Genomic DNA, 22,206 nt, shown 5'->3' with positions numbered 1-22,206 from the left:
ATTCTGTTGCGTGCCAGCCGCTTCAGCGCGTTACGCGCTTCAGGCCGTCAGAGCCGTCTGCATGCTGGCAAGCCGCGCGCGGACCGAGGTATCGAGCACTTCGTCGCCAACTGTCACGCGCACGCCGCCGATCAGCGACGAGTCGACTTCGACCGTCGGCTTCAGCTTGCGCTTGAATTTGCGTTCGAGGCTTGCGACGAGTTCGTTCAACTGCGCGCCTTCGAGCGGGAATGCGCTAACGACCAGCACATCTGCCGCCCCTTCGCGGGCGTTCTTCAACTCTTCGAACTGCACAGCGATTTCCGGCAGCAACGGCAGGCGATGGTTATCGACCAGCATTTGCACCAGATTCTTCGCTTGCGCGTTGTCCTTGAGCGGCGACTTGACCGCGGCCAGCAGCAGTTCGCTGACCTGGGCGCGGCTTACTTTCGGGCTCGAGGCGATCGACAGCACTTCGGGCAGACGCGCAACCTGTGCCAGCTCCTGCACGAGCGTGGACCAGGCGGCGATGTCACCAGCTTCGGCCACGCCAAACAGCGCTTCTGCGTACGGACGGGCGATGGTTGCAAGTTCGGCCATGATCAGAGCTCGGCTTTCAGTTGATTCAGCAGGTCAGCATGCGCTGCCTGGTCGACTTCGCGCTTCAGGATCTGTTCGGCGCCCTTCACTGCCAGTGCGGCGACTTCACCGCGCAGCGTTTCGCGCGCCTTCACGACTTGCTGGTCCGCGTCGGCCTTCGCTTGCGCGATGATGCGAGCGGCTTCAGCTTGTGCTTGAGCCTTGATTTCGTCAGCGACTGCCACAGCCCGCTTTTCTGCGTCAGCAATGCGTTGCTGACCGTCGGTGCGAGCCTGAGCCAGTTCCTGGTCGACGCGCTTGTGAGCGGCTTCAAGTTCAGCCTTGCCCTTTTCAGCGGCAGACAAACCGTCAGCAATCTTCTTGGAGCGCTCGTCGAGGGCGTTGATCAGCGGCGGCCACACGAACTTCATCGTGAACCACGCGAGGATCAGGAACACGACCATTTGCGCAAACAGGGTTGCGTTGAGATTCACGGTGTTTCCTTAAACGTTGCTAGTTCGGAAAGTGAAACGGCAAGGCGCTCATCGATTCTGTATTCGATCAGCGCCCAAGTGCCCGTTCCGCCCTGCGCCTTCACCAGTTATAGCTCAGGCGCAAACTTCCGAGGAACCTCAGCCTGCCAGCTTCGACAGCAGCGGGTTCGCGAACGCAAACAGCATTGCCACACCAACGCCAATCAGGAATGCCGCATCGATCAGACCAGCCAGCAGGAACATCTTGGTTTGCAGCGGGTTCATCAATTCCGGTTGACGAGCACATGCTTCGATGTACTTGCCGCCCATCAGGCCGATACCGATACAGGCGCCGATTGCACCCAGGCCGATGATGATGCCGATACCGATGGCGGTCAGACCCTGGATGTTGGCGATGAAAGCTTGCATGATCACTCCTTTGTGAAAAGTCTTTTAGAACTGGTTGGAACTGGGATTTGATAAAACAAAAAACTAAAACGATTCGTCGTTCGACACACCGCGATTAGTGGGTGTCGTGTGCCTGTCCGATGTACACCAGCGTCAGCATCATGAAAATGAATGCTTGCAGCAGAACGATCAGGATGTGGAAGATCGCCCAAACCGTGCCTGCGATGACGTGGCCGATAAAGCCGAGCACTGACGCGTCCGCGCCGAAACCCCACATGCTGCCGAGCAGGGCAATCAGCAGGAACAGCAGCTCGCCCGCGTACATGTTGCCGAACAGCCGCATGCCGAGCGAAACCGTCTTGGCGACGAACTCGATGATATTCAGTGCAAGGTTCGGGATCCACAGCAGCGGATGCGCGCCGAACGGAGCCGACAGCAGTTCATGCACGAAGCCGCCGGCGCCCTTGATCTTGAAGTTGTAGTAGATCATCAGCGCGAACACGCCGAGTGCGATGCCCAACGTGCCGTTCAGGTCGGCGGTCGGCACGATGCGATGATGGGGGATGACTTCCGACAGGCCGAGCCAGCCGATCACGCGGCCGGGCAAATCGACGGGGATAAAGTCGAGCGAGTTCATCAGCGCGACCCAGACGAACACGGTCAGGGCCAGCGGCGCGATGAAAGTGCGCGAGCCGTGGATCATCGACTTCGATTGATCCTCGACCATTTCGACCAGCATTTCGATCGCGCACTGGAAACGGCCGGGCACGCCGGACGTCGCCTTGCGGGCAGCGAGATGCAGAATCAGGATCGTGGCCAGACCGCAAACGATCGACCAGAAAAGGGTGTCCAGATTCCACACGTGAATGTCGAAAATCGACGTCTGGTGCGCGGTGGAAAAGTTCTGCAAGTGGTGCGCGATGTACTCGGACGGATCCATTGCGCGCGTGCCTTCGCTAGCTGCCATATCGTTAAAGCCACCCAAATTGTCGAAAATCGTCTGAGGCCGTTCCCGCCGCAATACTGTATTGCGGGAACACGCCGGGTGCGGATCGTGTCATATCCGCACTCCTTGTACCAGCGCTGCGCGCCGGCCTGAATTTTTTGCTGCTACCTTAATGCCGCTGTGTTGCTACCTTGTTGCGTTAGCGCCAGGCCAACGCAATCCAGTACGTCTTGAGCGCGATGAGGTAGGTCACGAGCAGCGGCACCCAGCGTACGTCGTGATACCAGAAGGCGATGGCTACAAACATCGCGATCGTTGTCCCCATCTTGAGCGCTTCGCCGATCATCCAGCTCATCACCGTTTCGGCGCCGCTCAGCGTTCTAAGTCGTGCCGCGAACAACGCGCCCGGCACCCAGCAGATCGCGCCCCCCAGGAACGCGGACAGCGCAGCAGCGCCCGGCGGCTTGTAGAACAGCCACCACACCAGCGTAGCAACCAGGGACAAAACCATTTGCGCCGCCACGACCTTGAACGGCGTAACGCGCGATGGACGACTTACATTCGGACCAAACAGCTTTTCAGCTTCAGCCCGCGTAAGCGGAACGATATTGTTATCGTTTTGCTCGACATCCCACGCATCATCATTTGTAACGTGCTGACCGGTGGACACACCGGAACCGGAGCGTTCAGAGCGGTGTTCGTCGTGCCCATTCTTCGGCGCTTGATTCGACGTTTTGACCGCCATCGCAGTGTTCCGAAAGTCTTGTTCCTGCCCGCCAGCTTACGCTGCGCTTACGGGGTTGCCGTGCAATTAAATCCGGGCGATTGTAAGCGATAGTTGCAGGCAATTCAAGACTTTAGGCCGCTCAATAACCTGCGTGAAAAGGCTCCTCGCCATGCGGGAACCGCGTGTTCGTGGGTTGATGGACGGCAAATGTAAGGCGGTCGGGGGACGGCAATTCATGCCTCGCGGATTGCACGCGTCCGCGCCTCGATCGATATCGGTGAGACGCTGTGGCGGACGTGTCAAAAATGCAACAGACGTGGATTTCTTGCCGGATTGATAGACAGATGACGCCAGCCCAGGGTATCGACAAGTCGCGAGGATTTAGTTAGGAATCCCCGTTAAATGCAAGCGGCTCGCGAACCCTCTGCGACGCTTTGACGCATTCTTCGGAAATACGCTTCCAATCCCCTTTACCGCGACGCGACGCGCGCGGGAGCCGCTTGCGAATGTCGTTCCGACACATCGCAAGCGTTGCGCGTCAGACATCAAGCTGTTGCGTTGCCCCGCAAGCGAACAAGAATACCTTCCAACGCGTCGAGATCGCCGAAATCCACCAGCACCTGTCCACGCCCACGGCGACCCAGTTTGATTTTCACGGTTGCCGCGAGCAGATCCGACAATTCCTCTTCGAGGCGTCGCGTATCGCGCCCGCCATCCTGGTTCGCGCGCGCTTTCACCGCGGGCGCTGCCTTGGTGATCGTCGTCACCAGCTTTTCGGTTTCGCGTACCGACATCCGCTTGTTGACGACCTGGTTCGCCAGCGTGATCTGCGTGGCGGCGTCGACGGCCAGCAGCGCGCGCGCGTGGCCCATGTCGAGATCGCCGGCGAGCAACATCGTCTGAACGGGCGATGCCAGATTCAGCAGGCGCAACAGGTTCGACACCGCGCTGCGCGAACGGCCGACCGACTCAGCCGCCTGCTCGTGCGTGAAGTTGAATTCGTCGAGCAAGCGCTGGATGCCCTGCGCTTCTTCCAGAGGATTCAGATCTTCGCGCTGAATGTTCTCAATCAGCGCCATCGCTGCGGCGGCCTGGTCCGGCACGTCCTTCACCAGCACAGGCACTTCGTCGAGGCCGGCGAGGCGCGCGGCGCGAAACCGCCGTTCGCCGGCAATGATTTCGTACTTGTCCGCTGACACCGGCCGCACGAGGATCGGCTGCATCAGACCCTGCGCACGGATACTCGCAGCGAGCTCCTGCAACGCGCCTTCGTCCATGCGCGTGCGCGGCTGGTATTTACCGGCCTGCAGCTTGCTGAGCGGCAGCACGTTCGGCGCGCCCTCGATCGTCACTGCTTCGGTGATGTCCGCGCTACCGCCAAGCAATGCCTCCAGACCACGGCCCAATCCCTTCTTTCTTGCTACTGCATTCATCGTGCTTCCTCGATCCGCTTAGGATGCCAGCGGCGCATCGTTCAATGCGCGCACCCGCTCAATCATTTCCGCGCCGAACTGCACATAGGCCTGCGCGCCGCGCGACGCTCTGTCGAACACCACGCCCGGCAAACCATAACTCGGCGCTTCCGCGAGACGCACGTTGCGTGGAATCACCGCGTCGAACACCTTGTCGCCGAAATGCTCTTTCAATTGATCCGACACTTGCTGTTGCAGCGTAATGCGCGGATCGAACATCACGCGCAACAGACCGATCACCTTCAGGTCGCGATTCAGGTTCGCATGCACCTGCTTGATCGTGTTGACGAGGTCCGACAACCCCTCGAGCGCGAAGTACTCGCACTGCATCGGGATCACCACCCCATGCGCGGCGCACAGGCCGTTGAGCGTCAGTAGCGACAAAGCCGGCGGGCAATCGATCAGCACGAAATCGTATTCGCCTTCGACGCTCGCCAGCGCCGCTTTCAGCTGACGCTCGCGATTCTGCACGCTGACCAGTTCGACTTCGGCGCCCGCCAGCTCGCGGTTCGCAGGCACGACATCGTAGCCCACCGCTTCCGGACGCACGCGCGCATCCGCCACCGCAACGCCGTCTACGAGTACTTCGTAGACTGTATTCGCGCACGCCGCCTTGTCGATGCCGCTGCCCATCGTGGCATTGCCTTGCGGGTCCAGGTCGATGAGAAGGACCCGCTGTCCCTGCGCTGCCAAGCTCGCGGCCAGATTGACTGTGGTCGTCGTCTTTCCGACGCCGCCTTTCTGGTTCGCAACGCAGAAGATTTTTGCCATCGTTGGTGTGTCCCTTTTGCTGCCTGGAATGAAAATTAAAAGCGGTTTGCTACGGTTGCCGGATCTGCCGTAACGGTTAGCTGTCGGCGTCGACGAGAACCTTGATCAGATGCCGTTCAGCGTCGAGCGACGGCACGTTCAGCCGGATGATCTGTTCCACGTGGGCGCCGGACGGCAAGCGTTCGATCTCGCCTTCCGGACGTACTCCCTTCATCGCCCAGATCGCGCCCTGCTCCGCAACCAGATGACGGGCCAGTGTAACGAAATCCGCGAGTTCTGCGAATGCGCGCGAGACGATTACGTCGAACTTTGCGGGTACTTCGGCGCCCGATTGCAAAGTCTCGACTCGTCCCGTGACCACCGACAGATTCGCCAGACCGAGTTCGGCCTTCGCCTGCGCCTGGAACGCGGTCTTCTTATGGACGATGTCGTTGGTGGCGACAGTCCATTCCGGCAAAACGATCGCCAGCACGATGCCAGGCAAGCCGCCACCGGACCCCACATCGAGCACCGACGAAGGACCCCGCGGTGCGAGATGCGGCACGATCGACAGCGAATCCAGGATGTGCTGAATCAGCATTTGCCGCGGATCGCGGATCGCCGTGAGGTTGTAGACCGCATTCCACTTCGAGAGCAACGCGACGTAATCCAGCAGCTTGCCGAGTTGCGCGTCGCTCAGCTTAAGCCCTAGCTCGCGAACGCCGTCCGTCAACAACGGCGCTAATGCTTCCCGGCCACTTCCCTTCTGGCTCACCGTCATTGCGCCACCGGCGTGCTGTCAGTGCCGGGCCCGGCGGGTTTCGTCGACCGGCGCCCGAGGCCGCGCTTCAGGTGAACCATCAGCAGTGAAATCGCCGCTGGCGTAATGCCCGAGATACGCGACGCCTGACCGATGGTTTCAGGACGGAATTGCGTCAATTTCTGGCGTGCTTCGAACGACAGCCCTCTTACTTCGGCGTAATCCAGACCTTCCGGCAAACGGGTGCTCTCGTGAGCTTCGTTGCGCTCAATCTCACCGGCCTGACGGTCGATATAACCTTGGTATTTGATGCCGATCTCGATCTGCTCCCTGATCTGAGCGAGCAACACGTCGTCTTCGGCGAGCGTTTCGGGCGCAGCACACTCGCCTCCACGCAGACCGCAAACGCCGTCGTAGGTCACGCCCGGACGGCGCAGCAAGTCAGCGAGGCTGTATTCGTGGTCAATCGGTTTGCCCAGCAAAGCGGTGGCTTCGTCTGCGGGTAATGTCTTAGGATTGACCCACGTTGTCCGAAGGCGCTCTGTTTCACGTGAAACAGCGTCACGTTTGCGGCTGAACGCGTCCCAGCGAATGTCATCCACAACGCCGAGTTCGCGACCGATTTCCGTCAGACGCATATCAGCATTGTCTTCGCGCAGGCTCAAACGGTATTCGGCACGGCTTGTGAACATCCGATAGGGTTCAGACACGCCACGGGTCACCAGGTCGTCGACCAGTACGCCAAGATAGGCCTGATCACGGCGCGGACACCACGCATCCTTGCCTTGAACGAACAGCCCGGCGTTGATGCCGGCAAGCAAACCTTGCGCTGCCGCCTCCTCGTAACCAGTGGTCCCATTGATCTGTCCCGCAAAGAACAGCCCGGTAATCACCTTGGTTTCCAGCGAAGCCTTTAATCCGCGCGGATCGAAGTAGTCGTATTCGATCGCGTAGCCCGGACGCAGGATATGCGCGTGCTCGAGACCTTGCATCGAACGAACCAATTCCAGTTGCACATCAAAAGGCAGACTGGTCGAGATTCCATTCGGATAGAACTCGTTCGTGGTCAGCCCTTCCGGTTCGAGAAAGATCTGATGCGATTCCTTCGAAGCAAATCGGTGAATCTTGTCCTCAATCGACGGGCAATAGCGCGGCCCCACTCCCTCGATCACGCCGGTGTACATCGGCGACCGATCCAGCCCACCGCGAATAATGTCGTGCGTGCGCTGATTGGTATGCGTGACCCAGCAAGGCACTTGCCGCGGATGCTGTTCCACACGGCCAAGAAACGAGAACACCGGCACCGGATCCAGATCGCCCGGCTGCTCTTCCAGCTTCGAAAAATCGATCGTGCGACCGTCGATACGCGGCGGCGTCCCGGTCTTCAGGCGCCCTTGCGGCAGTTTCAGTTCCTTCAGACGCGCGGACAGCGACACCGACGCCGGATCGCCCGCCCGTCCGCCGGTGTAGTTGTTCAAGCCCACGTGGATCTTGCCGTCGAGGAAAGTGCCGGCTGTCAGCACGACCGCGCGCGACCGGAATCGAATCCCGACTTGCGTCACCGCGCCGACCACGCGATCGCCTTCCACCATCAAATCATCGACCGCTTGCTGAAATAGCCACAGGTTCGGCTGATTTTCCAGCCGATGCCGGATCGCCTGCTTGTACAGCAGACGGTCGGCCTGCGCGCGCGTCGCGCGCACGGCCGGCCCTTTCGACGAATTGAGGATGCGGAACTGGATTCCGCCCTCGTCCGTCGCGGCGGCCATCGCCCCGCCGAGCGCATCGACTTCTTTCACCAGATGGCCCTTGCCAATCCCGCCAATGGACGGGTTGCAGCTCATCTGACCGAGCGTTTCGATGTTGTGTGTCAGCAGGAGCGTTTTATTGCCCATGCGCGCAGAAGCCAATGCGGCTTCCGTGCCGGCATGCCCGCCGCCGACGACGATTACGTCAAATTCTGTGGGAAAAAGCATCGCGGATCTCACGCCAGATCGTCGCGTGAGCCTTTCAGAGGAAAATGTATGGGCGAATTATAACGGGTTCGGTTTCGGCCCGAATTTCGTCCGAATGGCTAACCATGAAAAAAGCGGTGTGTTTCACGTGAAACACACCGCCTTAAATTGCAACGAGAACCGAAAACAGACGGCGAGGCTAAGCCACTTTTTTTGCCAGCCCCAGATAGGTTTCGATCACACGCGGGTTCTGCGCGAGATCGGCGGCTGGCCCTTCTAGCGCGAGTTCACCGGTTTCGAGCACATAACCGTAGTCGGAAATTTGCAGCGCAGCACGCGCGTTCTGCTCGATCAGCAACGTCGCAACGCCGGTCTGCCGTAGCGCGCTGATGATGTGGAAGATTTCTTTGACGATCAGCGGCGCGAGACCCAAGCTCGGCTCATCGAGCATCAACAGATCAGGCTTGCCCATCAACGCACGTCCCACCGCCAGCATCTGCCGCTCACCACCCGACAATGTCCCGGCCGCCTGCTTCCGCCGCTCCTTCAAGCGCGGAAACAGCGTAAAGACCGGTTCAAGCTGATCGAGGAAATTACGCTCCCCTGCCCGCTTGCGCCGATAGGCGCCGAGGACCAGGTTGTCCTCGACCGTCATCGATGCAAACAGCTCGCGCTTTTCCGGCACCAGACACATACCACGCGCGACGCGCTTTTCCACAGGAACCGCGCTCACCTCTTCGCCCTGATAGCGAATCGCACCTTTCGCATGACCCGTCGTCGGCAGCGCACCCATGATGGCGTTAAGCAGCGTGGACTTACCGGCGCCGTTCGGTCCGATCACCGATACGATCTGCCCAGCACGCACCTTGAGCGCCGCGCCGTGCAGCGCTTCGACCTTGCCATAGCGGACCGACAAGCCATCCACTTCGAGAATCGGTGCAGCGGTATTCATCGTGTTCTCCATCATTCCACCCCGCCGAGATACGCTTCGAGCACGGCCGGATCCTGCTGAACTTCCTGCGGCAAACCTTCGGCGATGCGCGTGCCGAACTCCATCACCACCAGCCGGTCGGTGAGATTCATCACGAAGTCCATATCGTGTTCGACCAGCAACACGCTCATCCCCTCGGCCTTCAGCCGACGCAGCAAGTCGGCGAGTTGCAGCTTTTCCTGATAACGCAGCCCTGCAGCCGGTTCGTCCAGCAACAACAAAGTGGGATCGCAGCACAGCGCCCGTGCGATTTCGAGAATCCGCTGCTGCCCCAACGCCAGGCTGCCCGCTTCGTCGTACATGTGCTGTTCGAGGCCGACGCGACGAATCTGCCGCGCGGCTTCCGCCATCAAGCGCGCCTCTTCCGCACCATTCAGCCGAACGACGCTGCGCCAGACACCCGCCTGACCTCGCAGATGCGCGCCGATTGCCACGTTCTCCAGCACCGTCATTCCGGGCAGCAGCTTGACGTGCTGAAACGTGCGCCCGATCCCGCGTTTGACGATTTCACGTGAATTGAGCGCGTCAATCCGTTCGCCGCGGAACGTGATTTCGCCGCTGGTCGCCTGCAACACGCCGGTGACCAGATTGAAGGTCGTCGATTTGCCTGCGCCGTTCGGACCGATCAAGCCGATGATCTGCCCTGCCTTCACTTCAAAACTGACATCGTTCACCGCGACCAGCCCGCCGAATTGCTTGCGCGCCTTGTTGACCGTCAGCAGATTTTCGCCGGTGGCCGGCTTGCTACGTTGCGGCAACGGCTCCGCATGATCCGACAGATGCGCACGTGGGCCCTTCGGGAAAAACCGAGCGACGAACGGCCATACGCCCTGGCGAGCGTATTGCAGCAACAGCACCATCAGGATGCCGAACACGATCACTTCGAAGTTGCCGTTTTCACCGAGCAGCTTCGGCAGCAGCGTCTGCAGATAGTCCTGCAACACGGTCAGGATCGCCGCGCCGAGCACCGCGCCCCACACATGCGACACCCCACCGACTACCGCCATGAACAGAAACTCGATGCCGTGATTCAAACCAAACGGCGTCGGATTCACCGCACGTTGCAGATGCGCGTAGAGAAAGCCCGAAATCGACGCCAGCACAGCCGCATACACAAAGATCACCACACGCATCCAGCCGGTGTTCACGCCCATCGCCTCGGCCATCATGCCGCCGCCGCGCAACGCGCGGATCGCCCTTCCCGGCCGGCTATTAAGCAGATTCTGAACAGAAATCACCGCCCCGAGGACGACCAGCCAGATCAGGTAATAAATATGGCGGCCGGACTCGAGATTGATGCCGAAAACATTCAGCACGGGAATGCCGTTGATGCCGTCGTACTTGCCGAGCATCTCCAGATTGCCGAACAGATAAAACAGCGCGAGGCCCCACGCGATCGTGCCGAGCGGCAGGAAGTGCCCGGACAGACGCATCGTCACAAGTCCGAGCATCAGCGCGATCAACGCCGTCACGACTACCCCGGCGATCAGCGCGAGCCACGGCGAGACGCCATACGCAGTCGTCAGATACGCGGTCGCATACGCACCGATGCCGACGAACGCCGCCTGCCCGAAGCTCGTCATTCCGCCGATGCCCGTCAGCAGTACTAGGCCGATCGCGACGATCGAATACAGGCCGATGTAATTGAGCAGCGTCACCCAATACTCGGGCACATGAATCGGCTGCGGCAGCACAGGCAGCGCGAACAGCACGACGAGGAACAGCCAGAAGAACTTGTTTTGCATGATCCGTTTCATCGTGTCACTCCTCTTCTTCTTCCGAGTGCGGGCTGGCCAAACTGCGCCACAGCAGCACCGGGATGATCAGCGTGAACACGATCACTTCCTTGTAAGCGCTCGCCCAGAACGACGAATATGATTCCAGCAAGCCGACCAGAATCGAGCCCGCGGCCGCCAGCGGATAACTGACCAGACCGCCGATGATCGCGCCCACGAAGCCCTTCAGACCGATCAGGAAGCCCGAGTCGTAGTAGATGGTGGTCAAGGGCGCGACAAGGATGCCGCACAGCGCGCCGAGGCCCGCAGCGAGCGTGAACGCGAGGCGCCCCGCCTGCGTTGTGCCGATGCCGACGAGCCGCGCGCCGAGCCGGTTCACCGAAGTCGCGCGCAATGCCTTGCCGGAGATCGAGCGATCGAAGTACAGATACAGCGCGCCGATCAACACGACGGCCGTGCCGACCACCCACAGGCTCTGCCCGGAAATCGACAGGCTGCCGAGGTTGAAGGTCGCGTCCGAAAATGCGGTGGTGCGCGAACCTTCCGCGCCGAACATCACGAGCCCGAGACCGACCATCGCGAAGTGCACCGCCACCGCGACGATCAGCAGCAGCAGCGTGGTTGCTTCGGCGATCGGTTCGTACGCGAGCCGGTACACGAACGGCCCCATCGGAATCACGATCAGCAAGGTCAGCGCGATCTGCGCGAGCATCGGCAACGGATGCTGGAAGACGCCTTGCGTGAGCGCATAAACGGCGACCGGAAACAGCAGATATTTGCCGGCCAGCATCACGAGCGTACGCGCCGCATGCCGACGCCGCTCGGCATGCCGCACCAGCCCCGCTATCTCGACAACAAAACACGCCGCGCCCATCGCCATCAGCAGCCAGCATGTCGCCGGAAATTTCTGTGTCTGGAGTGCGGCGAGCGTCAGCGCGCCATACGAAACAAACTCACCCTGCGGGATGAAGATCACCCGCGTCACGGAGAACACCAGCACCAGCGCGAGTGCGAGCAGCGCGTAGATCGCGCCGGTGGTGATGCCGTCCTGCGCGAGGATCGCCGCAATTGATAGATCCATACTTCCTCGTCCTGAAGCGTCGAAATCGAAACCGGGAGACAGTCGCGGCGGCAAAACCCCAGGCCGGCCGCCGACCTGCAATGCCAGAAAAAGCGACCGCCGCACCGGAACACGGCGCGGCGGTCGATGCCATTGTCATCGAACAGAATGGCAATGCGGCGTGATATGCCGCACGTTTGCGCGAGAGGCGCGTACCGCTCTTTTTGTTAGTCGTTCTGCAGCTTCCACTTGCCGTCGACGATCTGCACGATCACGCGTGCACGCTTGTCGAGGCCGTTGTGGTCGGTCGTCGTCGTGTTCATGATGCCGTGCGAAACCGGCAGCTCCTTGATGCTTTCGAGCGCGCCACGCAGCGCGACACGGAAAGCCTCGGTGCCCGGTTGAGCGGTCTTCAGCGCCTCCGGAATCGCCACTTGCAGCATCTGGCCGGCATCCCATGCATGGCCGCCGAATGTCGCCACCGAGCCCGCGCCGTACGCTTTCTCATAGGCCGCCTTGTACGCCAGCGACGACTTCTTCACCGGATTCGAATCCGGCAACTGATCCGCCACGAGAATCGGGCCGGCCGGCAGGAACTCGCCTTCGCAATCCTTCGCGCACACGCGCAGGAAGTCGTTGTTGGCGACACCGTGCGTCTGATAGACCTTGCCCTTGTAGCCGCGCTCCTTCAGCGTCTTGGCCGGCAGCGCGGACGGCGTGCCCGCGCCGGCGATCAGCACCGCATCCGGATTCGCGCCGATCGTCTTCAGCACCTGGCCGGTCACCGACGCGTCGGTGCGGTTGAAGCGCTCGTTGGACACGATCTTCAGATGGTGCGCGGCGGCCGCGGCGGTGAACACGTTGTTCCAGCCGTCGCCGTACGCATCCGCGAAACCGATGAAGCCCACCGTCTTCACGCCGTGGCGCTCCATGTAGTCGGCGATCGCATCCGCCATCAGGCTGTCGTTTTGCGGCGGTTTGAACGCCCATGCGCGCTTCGCGTCCATCGGCGAAATGATCGCGGCCGAAGCGGCCAGCGAGATCACCGGCGTCTTGCCTTCGGACGCGGCGTCGAGCATCGCCAGCGAGTTCGGCGTGACGGTCGAACCGATGATCGCGTCGACGTGGTCTTCGTCAATCAGCTTGCGCGTGTTCTGCACGGCCTTGCCGGTATCCGATGCATCGTCGAGCACGATGTATTGCACGGTCTTGCCGCCGATCTCTTTCGGCAGCAGTGCAATCGTGTTCTTTTCAGGAATCCCGAGCGATGCAGCCGGCCCGGTAGTGGACAACGTAACGCCGATTTTCACCTGCGCGAGAGCGGCGCCCGCGCCGCACATCAGCGCCATCGCGATGCCGGTGCGAACCCATTGCTTTGTGTTTTTCATTGCAAGTCTCCAAACGCTTTGAAACGCGTATCTGAATCCGGCTCATGGGCCGGGTGTCTGAATCTAGTTATTGGGTTCAGGTGTGCCAAGCATGGTTTTCCCTGCTCAGCGTGAATACCCTCGCCGCTTTAGTGTCACTACCTGCTCCGTACTGCTACTGCGAATTCCGCTCGTCGATCGGGTGTTCAATAAACTACTAACATGTTAGTAGTATTGCGTTCTGCATCGACGACGGTCAATAGACTGTCGCCCCAATGCGGGTTTGTCCTGAAGCGGCTGAACCACACTTTTCACGCCGCGCGCGCAATAAAAAAGACGCGTCATTTGCACGCGTCTTTTTCAGGTGAGGTTCCGTATCGCTTCGCCTTCGCTCAGTCGCCGGCCAACTTCCACTTGCCGCCGACAATCTCCACCATCACACGCGCCCGCTGGTCGAGGCCAGCGTGATCGTTCGCGCTCATGTTGAAGATGCCGTGGGCAGCGGGCAAATCTTTGGTGCTTTCCAGCGCGGCGCGCAGCGCCTCGCGGAACGCCGGCGTGCCGGGCTCGCCTTTTTTCAGCGCAAGCGGAATCGCACGTTGCAGCAGCAAGCCGGCATCCCATGCATGACCGCCGAACGTCGACACCGAACCGGCGCCGTACGCGGTTTCGTACGCATGCTTATACGCAAGCGCGCTCTTCTTGACCGGATTTGAATCCGGCAGTTGATCTGCGACGAGAATCGGGCCGGCCGGCAGATACGTGCCGTCGCAATCCTTGCCGCACACGCGCAGGAAGTCGTTATTCGCGACGCCGTGCGTCTGATAGTACTTGCCCTTGTAGCCGCGTTCCCTGAGGGTTTTCTGCGGCAATGCGGCCGGCGTGCCCGCGCCCGCGATCAGCACCGCATCCGGGTTCTGCGACATCATCTTCAGCACCTGGCCGGTCACCGATGCATCGTTACGCGCAAAGCGCTCGTTCGCGACGATCTTGATCTTCGCGAGCTCGGCGGCCTTGCCGAATTCCTTAAACCAGCTCTCGCCGTACGCATCCGCGAAGCCGATGAACGCGACCGTCTTCACGCCATGATTAGACATGTGCTGCGCAATGGCGGTGGCCATCAGGATGTCGTTCTGCGGCGTTTTGAAGACCCATGCGCGCTTCGCATCCATCGGTTCGACGATGGTGGCCGCGGCGGCCATCGAGATCATCGGCGTGGTGGTTTCGGCGGCCACGTCGATCATTGCAAGCGAGTTCGGCACGACGGTCGAGCCGATCAGCGCGTCTACGTGATCTTCGCTCGTGAGCTTGCGTGCGTTCTTGACGGCCTGGGTCGAGTCCGTGGCGTCGTCGAGAACGATGTAGTCGATCTTCTGCCCCGCCACTTCTTTCGGCAGCAACGCGATCGTGTTCTTTTCCGGAATACCGAGCGACGCAGCCGGCCCCGTTGCCGAAACGGTGACGCCGATTTTCACATCCGCGAATGCATGGCTGCTCCATGCTGCGCAAACCCCGGTGGCGACCAACGCCGCGCTCATCCAACGCAATGCCGACTTCATCCCGCTCCTCTATCTGCCCCGTGATCCGTTTGAATTTAAATCTGTAGATTTAAATCCCGACCCAGCGGTCGGTGAATAGCGAGTTTAGCGGAGCTAGCCCCCGTGCGGCAAGCGTTTTGAAGGCTGCTCAGGCGTGAAAATCAAGCCTTTGCGATGAATAAAAAAGGACTGAGGAATTCGGGAGAAATTCGAATAGGGCTTTAGCGCGGGCACAAATAAAAAGCGCTGTTGGATATCAATCCAACAGCGCTTTCGGGTGGGCACTGAGTGCCTCATTGTCTCCTCGTTCTCCACCTGCAAATTTCGTGCTGCATCAGAACTGCATGAAGATTAAACGAGCACCTGGCGCACTACAACTAGCAATTACCCTAGTGGTGCACTGCGGCACCGAATTGGGGCGTATTTATTCCCCTTTTGGATCGTCGCAGGTAACGCAATTTAAAGCATCCGGATCGATCCGATATAGATCGGATACCGAATCGATTTCAGACACTCCCTATTCACGCCCGCAGCGGCCGCACCCGCGCGATGATTTCCCCGACAATGCCGCGCCGGAACGCCAGCACGCAAGCAATGAAAATCACGCCGGTAACGATGGTGACCGACTCGCCCAGCGAGCGGAACCATTCGACACCCGTCGACGAAGCCAACGCGCCGCCGATATCGCCGAGCCGGTCTTCCAGCGCGACGATCAGCGCCGCGCCGAGCAGCGGCCCGAACAGCGTGCCCATGCCGCCGACCAGCGTCATCAGGATCACGAGACCCGACATGGTCCAATAAGCGTCGCTCAAGGTCTCGAAGCCCTGCACCACCACTTTCAGCGAGCCCGCGAGGCCCGCGAGCCCGGCCGACAGAATGAACGCCAGCAGCTTGAAGCGATCGGTATCGTAACCGAGCGACACCGCACGCGGCTCGTTTTCCTTGATCGCCACGAGCACCTGCCCGAACGGCGAATGCACGATCCGCACGATCAACAGGAACGCCAGCACCATCACCGCGAGCACGACGAAATACAGCGTCACGTCGGAAGACAGATCCAGCAGACCGAACAGCTTGCCGCGCGGCACGCCTTGCAGGCCGTCTTCACCGTGCGTGAACGGCGCTTGCAGGAACACGAAGTACACCATCTGCGCGAGCGCCAGCGTCACCATTGCGAAGTAAATGCCCTGGCGGCGAATCGCGAACAGTCCCACGATCAGACCGAGCAACGTTGCCGCCGCGGTGCCGGCGAGCACGCCGAGTTCAGGCGAGGCGCCGAGCGTCTGCATCGCATAACCGGTGATGTAGCCCGCCGACGCAAGAAACATCGCATGACCGAACGACAGCAAACCCGTGTAGCCGATCAGCAGGTTGAACGCCGCGGCGAACAGCGCGAAGCACAGCACCTTCATCACGAATAACGGATAGATGCCAAGCACCGGCACCGCGAGAAGCACGATCAGCAACAGACCGTAGAGCGCTTTTCTCTGCATCATTTTTCCTTGCCGAAAAGACCCGCCGGGCGCACCAGCAACACGAGCGCCATGATCACGAAAACGACGGTGGCCGACGCTTCCGGATAGAACACACGCGTCAACCCTTCGATCACGCCGAGCAGCAGACCGGTGAGGATCGAGCCCATGATCGAACCCATGCCGCCGATCACGACTACGGCGAACACGGTGATGATCATCGGCTGGCCCATCAGCGGCGACACCTGAATGACCGGCGCGGCGAGCACGCCGGCAAACGCCGCGAGCGCGACGCCGAAGCCATAGGTGAGCGTGATCATCAGCGGTACGTTGATGCCGAACGCTTCCACGAGCTTCGGGTTCTCAGTGCCGGCGCGCAGATAGGCGCCCAGACGCGTCTTCTCGATCACGAACCACGTCGCGAAACACACCACCAGCGACGCGACCACCACCCACGCGCGATAGTTCGGCAGGAACATGAAGCCGAGATTGGTTGCGCCGGACAGCGCCGACGGCACGTCGTACGGCTGGCCCGACGATCCGTAGATCGAGCGGAACACGCCCTCCACGACGAGCGTCAGGCCGAAAGTGAGCAGCAGCCCATACAGATGATCGAGCTTGTACAGCCAGCGCAGCATCGAGCGTTCGATCGCCATGCCGAACAGCCCGACGATCAGCGGCGCCAGCACGAGCATCACCCAGTACGGCAGACCGAAATACGAGAAGCCCATCCACGCGAGCATTGCGCCGAGCATGAACAACGCGCCGTGCGCGAAGTTGATCACGTTGAGCAGGCCGAAGATCACCGCGAGGCCGAGGCTCAGAATTGCGTAGAACGAGCCGTTCACGAGCCCTAGCAGCAGTTGGCTCAGCATCGCCGGAAGCGGAATGCCAAAGATATCCATTGAAGCCTTAACCCTTTAACCCGTTGCCAAGGTGAGATCGGGTGACACACGATCCGGCCGGCGCGCGAGCGGTTCGAACTGCCCCGGCGCGCGCGGCACGTGAAACGGTCCGCCATCGGTTTGTGTACCAACGTGACGTCTCTCAAAGCACGCCACGCCTGAACAGTCGACGGCTTGCTGGTTATGAAACCACGCTTACTTCCACAGCGCGCAGCGCGTTTCCGCTTTGGTCGTGAACGCCTGTTCGCCTGGGATCGTCGCGGTGATCTTGTAGTAGTCCCACGGCTCTTTGGATTCCGCCGGCGTCTTCACCTGCATCAGGTACATGTCGTGGATCATGCTGCCGTCCTGACGGATGTAACCCTTCGCGTAGAAGTCGTCGATCCTGGTCTTCTTCAGTTGCGCCATCACCTTGTCGGAGTCGGTCGAGCCCACCGCCTTCACCGCGTTCAGGTACGTCATGGTCGCGGAGTAGTCGGCGGCCTGCAGGCTCGACGGCATCTTCTTCATCTTGTCGAAGTAGCGTTGCGCCCACTTGCGCGTGGTGGCGTCCTTGTTCCAGTACCAGCTGTCCGTCAGCACGAGACCCTGGGTGGTTTCCAGACCGAGGCTGTGGATGTCGTCGATGAACACCAGCAGCGCCGCGAGTTTCATCGTCTTCGTGATACCGAATTCCTTGGCTGCCTTGATCGAGTTAATCGTGTCGCCGCCCGCGTTGGCGAGGCCGAGAATCTGCGCCTTCGACGCTTGCGCCTGCAACAGGAACGACGAGAAATCCGAAGCCGACAGCGGATGACGCACCGCGCCCAGCACCTGGCCGCCGTTTGCCTTCACCACCTCCGACGTGTTCTTTTCGAGCGCCTTGCCGAACGCGTAATCGGCCGTCAGGAAGTACCACGTCTTGCCGCCCTGCTTCGTCACCGCCGAACCGGTGCCTTTGGCAAGCGCCGTCGTGTCGTACGCGTAGTGCACCGTGTACGGCGTGCACTGCTCGTTGGTCAGCGTGTCGGCACCCGCGCCGATGCTGATGTACACCTTCTTCTTTTCACCGGCCACGGTATTCATCGACAAACCCGTCGCCGAGTTCGTGCCGCCGATCAGCAAATCCACGCCGTCGCGATCGAACCACTCGCGTGCGCGCGAGGCCGCGATATCCGCCTTGTTCTGGTGATCGGCATAGACCACCGTGATCGGCTTGCCATTGACCTTGCCGCCGAAGTCCGCCACTGCCATACGGATCGCTTCGAGGCCGCCCTGGCCGTCGATGTCCGCGTACAGACCCGACATGTCGGTGATGAAGCCGATCTTCACCGCATCGTCGGCCGCTTGCGCGCTCGTCATCGTGAAGGCGGCGCCGGCGGCGACCGCGAAACAAAGTGAGGTAAGCCGCGCGAGTGGGTTCTTTTTCATTCCTGTCTCCTGGTTTCTTCGCTTGTGGTTATCAGAGGCAATGGGGCGCTTCCGCTTGCATGGGCTCGCGGTTACGGCTATACGCCCAGTAGATCGTGCAATACCGGCATCTTGCTGTTGAGCTCACTCGCCCCGAAATGTTCGACGATGCCGCCGTGCTCCATCACATAGAAGCGGTCCGCAAGCGGCGCGGCAAAGCGGAAATTCTGCTCGACCATCACGACCGTATAGCCGCGTTCCTTCAGTGTGACGATCATGCGCGCGAGCGCCTGCACGATGACCGGTGCGAGCCCTTCCGAGATTTCGTCGAGCAACAGCAGGCTCGCGCCGGTGCGCAAGATGCGCGCAACAGCCAGCATCTGTTGCTCGCCGCCCGACAGACGGGTGCCCTGGCTCATCCGACGTTCGTGCAGATTCGGGAACATCGCATAGATTTCTTCGAGCGACATCATGTGCGCCTTGTCGCCGACGGGCGGCGGCAGCAGCAGATTTTCCTCGCACGAGAGGCTCGAAAAAATCCCGCGCTCTTCCGGGCAATAACCGATGCCGCAATGCGCGATGCGATGCGTGGGCAGGTTGATGGTTTCGCGTCCGCCGATGCGGATCGAGCCGGTGCGCCGGCCGGTGAGTCCCATGATCGCGCGCAGCGTGGTGGTGCGCCCCGCGCCGTTACGGCCCAGCAGCGTGACGACTTCGCCGCGGTTCACCGTCAGATCGACGCCATGCAGGATATGGGACTCCCCGTACCATGCCTGCAAACCCGCGATCTCCAGCGCGGGGGCACTCCCCATCGTGTCGCTGACTTCGAGGCTTTCCCGCTCGGCGGTCGTATTCATGCGTGGGCTCCGGCGAGCGCCGCGTCGGCGCTGCCCATATAGGCTTGCATCACGAGCGGATTCTTCGACACTTCGGCGTAGTTGCCTTCGGCGAGCACTTCGCCACGCTGCAATACCGTGATCGTGTCGGAGATGCCGGCGATCACATTCATGTTGTGCTCGACCATCAGAATCGTGCGGCCGCTCGATACTTTCTTGATTAACGCGGTGACGCGATCGACGTCTTCATGGCCCATCCCTTGCGTCGGTTCGTCGAGCAGCATCAGCTCCGGTTCCATCGCGAGCGTGGTGGCGATTTCGAGCGCGCGCTTGCGGCCGTATGAGAGTTCTACCGTCAACACATCGGCGAAATCGGTCAAACCGACCTGGGTGAGCAGGTCCATCGCGCGATCGTCGAGTTGGTGCAGCGTGCGTTCGCTCTTCCAGAAATGAAAAGCGGTGCCGAGTTGACGTTGCAGACCGATACGCACGTTCTGCAATGCCGTCAGATGTGGGAACACAGCGGAAATCTGGAACGAACGGATGATGCCGCGCCGCGCGATTTGCGCCGGGCGTTCCTTCGTGATGTCGATACCGTTGAAGACGATCTGACCCGCGGTGGGTTCGAGAAATTTGGTGAGCAGATTGAAGCAGGTGGTCTTGCCTGCTCCGTTGGGGCCGATCAGCGCATGGATCGAACCGCGGCGCACGCGCAGGTTCACCCCGTTCACGGCGATAAAGCCTTTGAACTCACGGGTGAGGCCGCGCGTTTCGAGAATCGTATCGCCGAGAATCATGTTCCCTTCCATACGGAGTAAGGCGAAGCACTACGATCTTCCGCGCGAACCGCTGCGCGACTTGTTATGACGGCGGCACCCCTTGGCCGCTCGTTGGCGTGCTGCACCAATCCGGACGGTAATCCATGGCGCGACACGCAGCATGGCTGCCATTGTCGCGCCAATGATGCAGCGCATTCATTGGGATTTGCACTTAGTGGATGACGCCGGTACAGCGTGGGTGCAGTCGGGTTTACATGTGCTGTTGCTCAACGTGCGCAAGCCGGGTCCGATGCGCGCGATGGGGCATCGAACCCGGCTTAGGAAGGCATCGCTGTCACACAGCGGACACAGGACGCGCAACGCCCGTTTGCGCCGCGACGCTGCCGCCCACGCGCGCGCGTCGATCTTCGCGGATCATTTCGCTCGCGCGTTCGGCGATCATCAGCGTCGGCGAATTGGTGTTGCCCGACGTGATGTTGGGCATGACGGATGCATCGACGACGCGCAGCCCTTCCACTCCGATTACTCGTAGACGATTGTCGACGACCGCGCCGGGGTCGTCGGTGGTACCCATGCGGCACGTGCCGACCGGATGAAAGATCGTCGTGCCGACCGCGCCCGCGGCCTGCTGAAGCTCTTCTTCGGTCTGATACTGGATGCCGGGCAGGATCTCTTGCGGACGATAGCGCGACAACGCCGGCGCCGCGGCAATACGACGCGTGAGACGCAGCGCGTTCGCGGCGACATGCCGGTCGTAATCGGTGGAGAGATAATTCGGCGCGATCAACGGTGCGGCGGTGGGATCGGCCGATCCGATATGAATACTGCCGCGCGACGTGGGCCGCAACTGGCACACGGAAGCCGTGAACGCATTGAAGCGATGCAGCGGTTCGCCGAAGCGATCGAGCGAGAGCGGCTGCACGTGGTACTCGAGATCGGGACGCGTGAGCGAACGATCATTGGGATTGGACTTGGCGAACGCGCCGAGTTGCGACGGCGACATGGACATCGGACCGCTTTGAAAGAACGCGTATTGCATGCCGATCAACAGCTTGCCCCACCAGTGCGCCGACGCGGTGTTGAGGGTGCGCACGCCGTCGACTTTATAGGCCATACGCAACTGCAAATGGTCTTGCAGATTTTCACCGACGCCACGCAGATCGTTGACGACTTCAATGCCGAGATTTTGCAGACGCGCGCCGTTGCCGACACCGGAGAGTTCCAGCAATTGCGGCGAATTGACCGCGCCCGAGCTGAGGATGACTTCACAACGGGCTTTGGCGAAATAGTCGATGTTATCGCCGCGATATTCGACGCCGGTGCAGCGGCGTCCATCGAAGACGACACGTTGAGTGTGTGCGCCCGTGATGACGGTGAGATTCGGACGCCTTAATGCTGGGCGCAGGAATGCCTTTGATGCGTTCCAGCGAATGCCGCGTTTCTGATTGACGTCGAAGTAGCCGACGCCGGTGTTGTCGCCGCGATTGAAATCGTCGGTAGCGGGGATGCCGGTTTGTTGCGCGGCCTTTGAAAACTCCTCGAGGATCTTCCATTTGAGACGTTGCTTTTCGACGCGCCAGGGTCCGCCCGCTCCGTGCGATTCGCTGGCGCCGGCGTGGTGGTCTTCACTGCGCTTGAAGATGGGGAGAACCGAGTTCCAGGACCAGGCGGTGTCGTTGGTGACGCGGGCCCACTCGTCGTAGTCTTCGCGTTGGCCGCGCATGTAGATCATGCCGTTGATTGACGAGCTGCCGCCTAGTACGCGTCCGCGGGGGTATGAGAGGGTTCGGCCGTTCAGGCCGGGTTCCTGCTCCGTTTTGTAGAGCCAGTCTGTGCGGGGATTGCCTATGCAGTAGAGGTAGCCTACCGGCACGTGGATCCAGTGGTAGTCGTCTTTGCCGCCGGCTTCCAATAGCAGTACTTGTATTTCTGGGTCCTGGGTCAGGCGGTTGGCGAGCACGCAACCGGCTGTGCCCGCGCCTACGATTATGTAGTCGAATTCGCCTTCCAGGCGGGGGGGTGTTTGTTTGGTCATTCTCTTCTGTCTCCTAGGTTTTGTTGCCTGCGGCGCTTGGGGTGTTTCT

The 22,206-nt window shown here is 60.7% G+C and carries 20 protein-coding genes; all 20 read right to left on the bottom strand.

Translation table 11 applies throughout. From position 1 onward, the window contains the following. Positions 1-39: 39 nt before the first annotated feature. Entirely contained in the window at positions 40-579 is a 540-nt protein-coding gene (locus PQQ51_RS32170; protein ID WP_408501235.1) for a F0F1 ATP synthase subunit delta, read from the bottom strand. A 2-nt stretch (positions 580-581) separates the two neighbouring features. Then, the gene (locus PQQ51_RS32165) at positions 582-1,052 is read right to left on the bottom strand and encodes a F0F1 ATP synthase subunit B (RefSeq protein ID WP_408501234.1); all 471 of its coding nucleotides are present in this window, start codon (positions 1,050-1,052) and stop codon (positions 582-584) included. Between the two features lie 138 nt (positions 1,053-1,190). Further along, positions 1,191-1,460, bottom strand: a complete 270-nt coding sequence (atpE, locus tag PQQ51_RS32160) for a F0F1 ATP synthase subunit C (protein ID WP_007180033.1) — start codon at positions 1,458-1,460, stop codon at positions 1,191-1,193. A 94-nt stretch (positions 1,461-1,554) separates the two neighbouring features. Next, positions 1,555-2,406 carry a F0F1 ATP synthase subunit A gene (atpB, locus tag PQQ51_RS32155; protein WP_408501233.1) on the bottom strand — a complete coding sequence of 284 codons (852 nt, stop codon included), beginning with the start codon at positions 2,404-2,406 and terminating at the stop codon, positions 1,555-1,557. Positions 2,407-2,584: 178 nt separating this feature from the next. After that, positions 2,585-3,130: an ATP synthase subunit I gene (locus tag PQQ51_RS32150; protein WP_408501232.1), complete on the bottom strand. Its 546-nt coding sequence runs from the start codon at positions 3,128-3,130 to the stop codon at positions 2,585-2,587. Between the two features lie 527 nt (positions 3,131-3,657). After that, entirely contained in the window at positions 3,658-4,545 is an 888-nt protein-coding gene (locus PQQ51_RS32145) for a ParB/RepB/Spo0J family partition protein (protein ID WP_408501231.1), read from the bottom strand. 18 nt (positions 4,546-4,563) lie between these two features. After that, a complete protein-coding gene (locus tag PQQ51_RS32140; RefSeq protein ID WP_408501230.1) occupies positions 4,564-5,355 on the bottom strand; it encodes a ParA family protein in 792 nt (263 codons plus the stop codon). A gap of 76 nt (positions 5,356-5,431) precedes the next feature. After that, positions 5,432-6,115, bottom strand: a complete 684-nt coding sequence (gene rsmG / locus PQQ51_RS32135; protein WP_408501229.1) for a 16S rRNA (guanine(527)-N(7))-methyltransferase RsmG — start codon at positions 6,113-6,115, stop codon at positions 5,432-5,434. Next, positions 6,112-8,070 carry a tRNA uridine-5-carboxymethylaminomethyl(34) synthesis enzyme MnmG gene (gene mnmG / locus PQQ51_RS32130; RefSeq protein WP_408501228.1) on the bottom strand — a complete coding sequence of 653 codons (1,959 nt, stop codon included), beginning with the start codon at positions 8,068-8,070 and terminating at the stop codon, positions 6,112-6,114. The genes rsmG and mnmG overlap by 4 nt, the downstream gene beginning before the upstream one ends. Positions 8,071-8,248: 178 nt before the next feature. After that, the gene (locus tag PQQ51_RS32125) at positions 8,249-9,001 is read right to left on the bottom strand and encodes an ABC transporter ATP-binding protein (RefSeq protein WP_408501227.1); all 753 of its coding nucleotides are present in this window, start codon (positions 8,999-9,001) and stop codon (positions 8,249-8,251) included. An 11-nt stretch (positions 9,002-9,012) separates the two neighbouring features. Then, entirely contained in the window at positions 9,013-10,797 is a 1,785-nt protein-coding gene (locus tag PQQ51_RS32120) for a branched-chain amino acid ABC transporter ATP-binding protein/permease (protein WP_408501226.1), read from the bottom strand. Between the two features lie 4 nt (positions 10,798-10,801). Continuing rightward, positions 10,802-11,857: a branched-chain amino acid ABC transporter permease gene (locus PQQ51_RS32115; RefSeq protein WP_408501225.1), complete on the bottom strand. Its 1,056-nt coding sequence runs from the start codon at positions 11,855-11,857 to the stop codon at positions 10,802-10,804. A 206-nt stretch (positions 11,858-12,063) separates the two neighbouring features. Beyond that, entirely contained in the window at positions 12,064-13,224 is a 1,161-nt protein-coding gene (locus PQQ51_RS32110) for an ABC transporter substrate-binding protein (RefSeq protein ID WP_408501224.1), read from the bottom strand. Between the two features lie 371 nt (positions 13,225-13,595). Continuing rightward, complete coding sequence (locus tag PQQ51_RS32105; RefSeq protein WP_408501223.1) at positions 13,596-14,762, bottom strand: ABC transporter substrate-binding protein; 1,167 nt, start codon at positions 14,760-14,762, stop codon at positions 13,596-13,598. Between the two features lie 500 nt (positions 14,763-15,262). Continuing rightward, positions 15,263-16,234 (bottom strand): branched-chain amino acid ABC transporter permease, encoded by a 972-nt coding sequence (locus PQQ51_RS32100; protein WP_408501239.1) that lies wholly within the window; start codon positions 16,232-16,234, stop codon positions 15,263-15,265. Next, a complete protein-coding gene (locus PQQ51_RS32095) occupies positions 16,234-17,118 on the bottom strand; it encodes a branched-chain amino acid ABC transporter permease (protein WP_408501222.1) in 885 nt (294 codons plus the stop codon). The genes PQQ51_RS32100 and PQQ51_RS32095 overlap by 1 nt, the downstream gene beginning before the upstream one ends. 195 nt (positions 17,119-17,313) lie before the next feature. Then, positions 17,314-18,528, bottom strand: a complete 1,215-nt coding sequence (locus PQQ51_RS32090) for an ABC transporter substrate-binding protein (protein ID WP_408501221.1) — start codon at positions 18,526-18,528, stop codon at positions 17,314-17,316. A 77-nt stretch (positions 18,529-18,605) separates the two neighbouring features. Then, positions 18,606-19,364: an ABC transporter ATP-binding protein gene (locus tag PQQ51_RS32085; protein WP_408501220.1), complete on the bottom strand. Its 759-nt coding sequence runs from the start codon at positions 19,362-19,364 to the stop codon at positions 18,606-18,608. After that, positions 19,361-20,140, bottom strand: coding sequence for an ABC transporter ATP-binding protein (locus tag PQQ51_RS32080; RefSeq protein WP_408501219.1), 780 nt, complete (start codon positions 20,138-20,140; stop codon positions 19,361-19,363). Before PQQ51_RS32080 ends, PQQ51_RS32085 begins: the two co-directional genes overlap by 4 nt. 316 nt (positions 20,141-20,456) lie before the next feature. Next, positions 20,457-22,157: a GMC family oxidoreductase gene (locus PQQ51_RS32075; RefSeq protein ID WP_408501218.1), complete on the bottom strand. Its 1,701-nt coding sequence runs from the start codon at positions 22,155-22,157 to the stop codon at positions 20,457-20,459. Between the last annotated feature and the right edge of the window lie 49 nt (positions 22,158-22,206).

It is taken from the genome of Paraburkholderia xenovorans, assembly GCF_046030735.1.
Lineage (GTDB): Bacteria > Pseudomonadota > Gammaproteobacteria > Burkholderiales > Burkholderiaceae > Paraburkholderia > Paraburkholderia xenovorans_A.
Note: the sequence above shows the minus strand (reverse complement) of the source record. Positions and strands in the feature narration are given on the sequence as shown.

Bases quoted from the DNA above. Each gene is read 5' to 3' on its own strand.
- PQQ51_RS32170 (WP_408501235.1), bottom strand. From the start codon at position 579: ATGGCCGAACTTGCAACCATCGCCCGTCCGTACGCAGAAGCGCTGTTT.
- atpE (WP_007180033.1), bottom strand. From the start codon at position 1,460: ATGCAAGCTTTCATCGCCAACATCCAGGGTCTGACCGCCATCGGTATC.
- atpB (WP_408501233.1), bottom strand. From the start codon at position 2,406: ATGGCAGCTAGCGAAGGCACGCGCGCAATGGATCCGTCCGAGTACATC.
- PQQ51_RS32150 (WP_408501232.1), bottom strand. From the start codon at position 3,130: ATGGCGGTCAAAACGTCGAATCAAGCGCCGAAGAATGGGCACGACGAA.
- PQQ51_RS32145 (WP_408501231.1), bottom strand. From the start codon at position 4,545: ATGAATGCAGTAGCAAGAAAGAAGGGATTGGGCCGTGGTCTGGAGGCA.
- PQQ51_RS32140 (WP_408501230.1), bottom strand. From the start codon at position 5,355: ATGGCAAAAATCTTCTGCGTTGCGAACCAGAAAGGCGGCGTCGGAAAG.
- rsmG (WP_408501229.1), bottom strand. From the start codon at position 6,115: ATGACGGTGAGCCAGAAGGGAAGTGGCCGGGAAGCATTAGCGCCGTTG.
- mnmG (WP_408501228.1), bottom strand. From the start codon at position 8,070: ATGCTTTTTCCCACAGAATTTGACGTAATCGTCGTCGGCGGCGGGCAT.
- PQQ51_RS32125 (WP_408501227.1), bottom strand. From the start codon at position 9,001: ATGAATACCGCTGCACCGATTCTCGAAGTGGATGGCTTGTCGGTCCGC.
- PQQ51_RS32120 (WP_408501226.1), bottom strand. From the start codon at position 10,797: ATGAAACGGATCATGCAAAACAAGTTCTTCTGGCTGTTCCTCGTCGTG.
- PQQ51_RS32115 (WP_408501225.1), bottom strand. From the start codon at position 11,857: ATGGATCTATCAATTGCGGCGATCCTCGCGCAGGACGGCATCACCACC.
- PQQ51_RS32110 (WP_408501224.1), bottom strand. From the start codon at position 13,224: ATGAAAAACACAAAGCAATGGGTTCGCACCGGCATCGCGATGGCGCTG.
- PQQ51_RS32105 (WP_408501223.1), bottom strand. From the start codon at position 14,762: ATGAAGTCGGCATTGCGTTGGATGAGCGCGGCGTTGGTCGCCACCGGG.
- PQQ51_RS32100 (WP_408501239.1), bottom strand. From the start codon at position 16,234: ATGCAGAGAAAAGCGCTCTACGGTCTGTTGCTGATCGTGCTTCTCGCG.
- PQQ51_RS32095 (WP_408501222.1), bottom strand. From the start codon at position 17,118: ATGGATATCTTTGGCATTCCGCTTCCGGCGATGCTGAGCCAACTGCTG.
- PQQ51_RS32090 (WP_408501221.1), bottom strand. From the start codon at position 18,528: ATGAAAAAGAACCCACTCGCGCGGCTTACCTCACTTTGTTTCGCGGTC.
- PQQ51_RS32085 (WP_408501220.1), bottom strand. From the start codon at position 19,364: ATGAATACGACCGCCGAGCGGGAAAGCCTCGAAGTCAGCGACACGATG.
- PQQ51_RS32080 (WP_408501219.1), bottom strand. From the start codon at position 20,140: ATGATTCTCGGCGATACGATTCTCGAAACGCGCGGCCTCACCCGTGAG.
- PQQ51_RS32075 (WP_408501218.1), bottom strand. From the start codon at position 22,157: ATGACCAAACAAACACCCCCCCGCCTGGAAGGCGAATTCGACTACATA.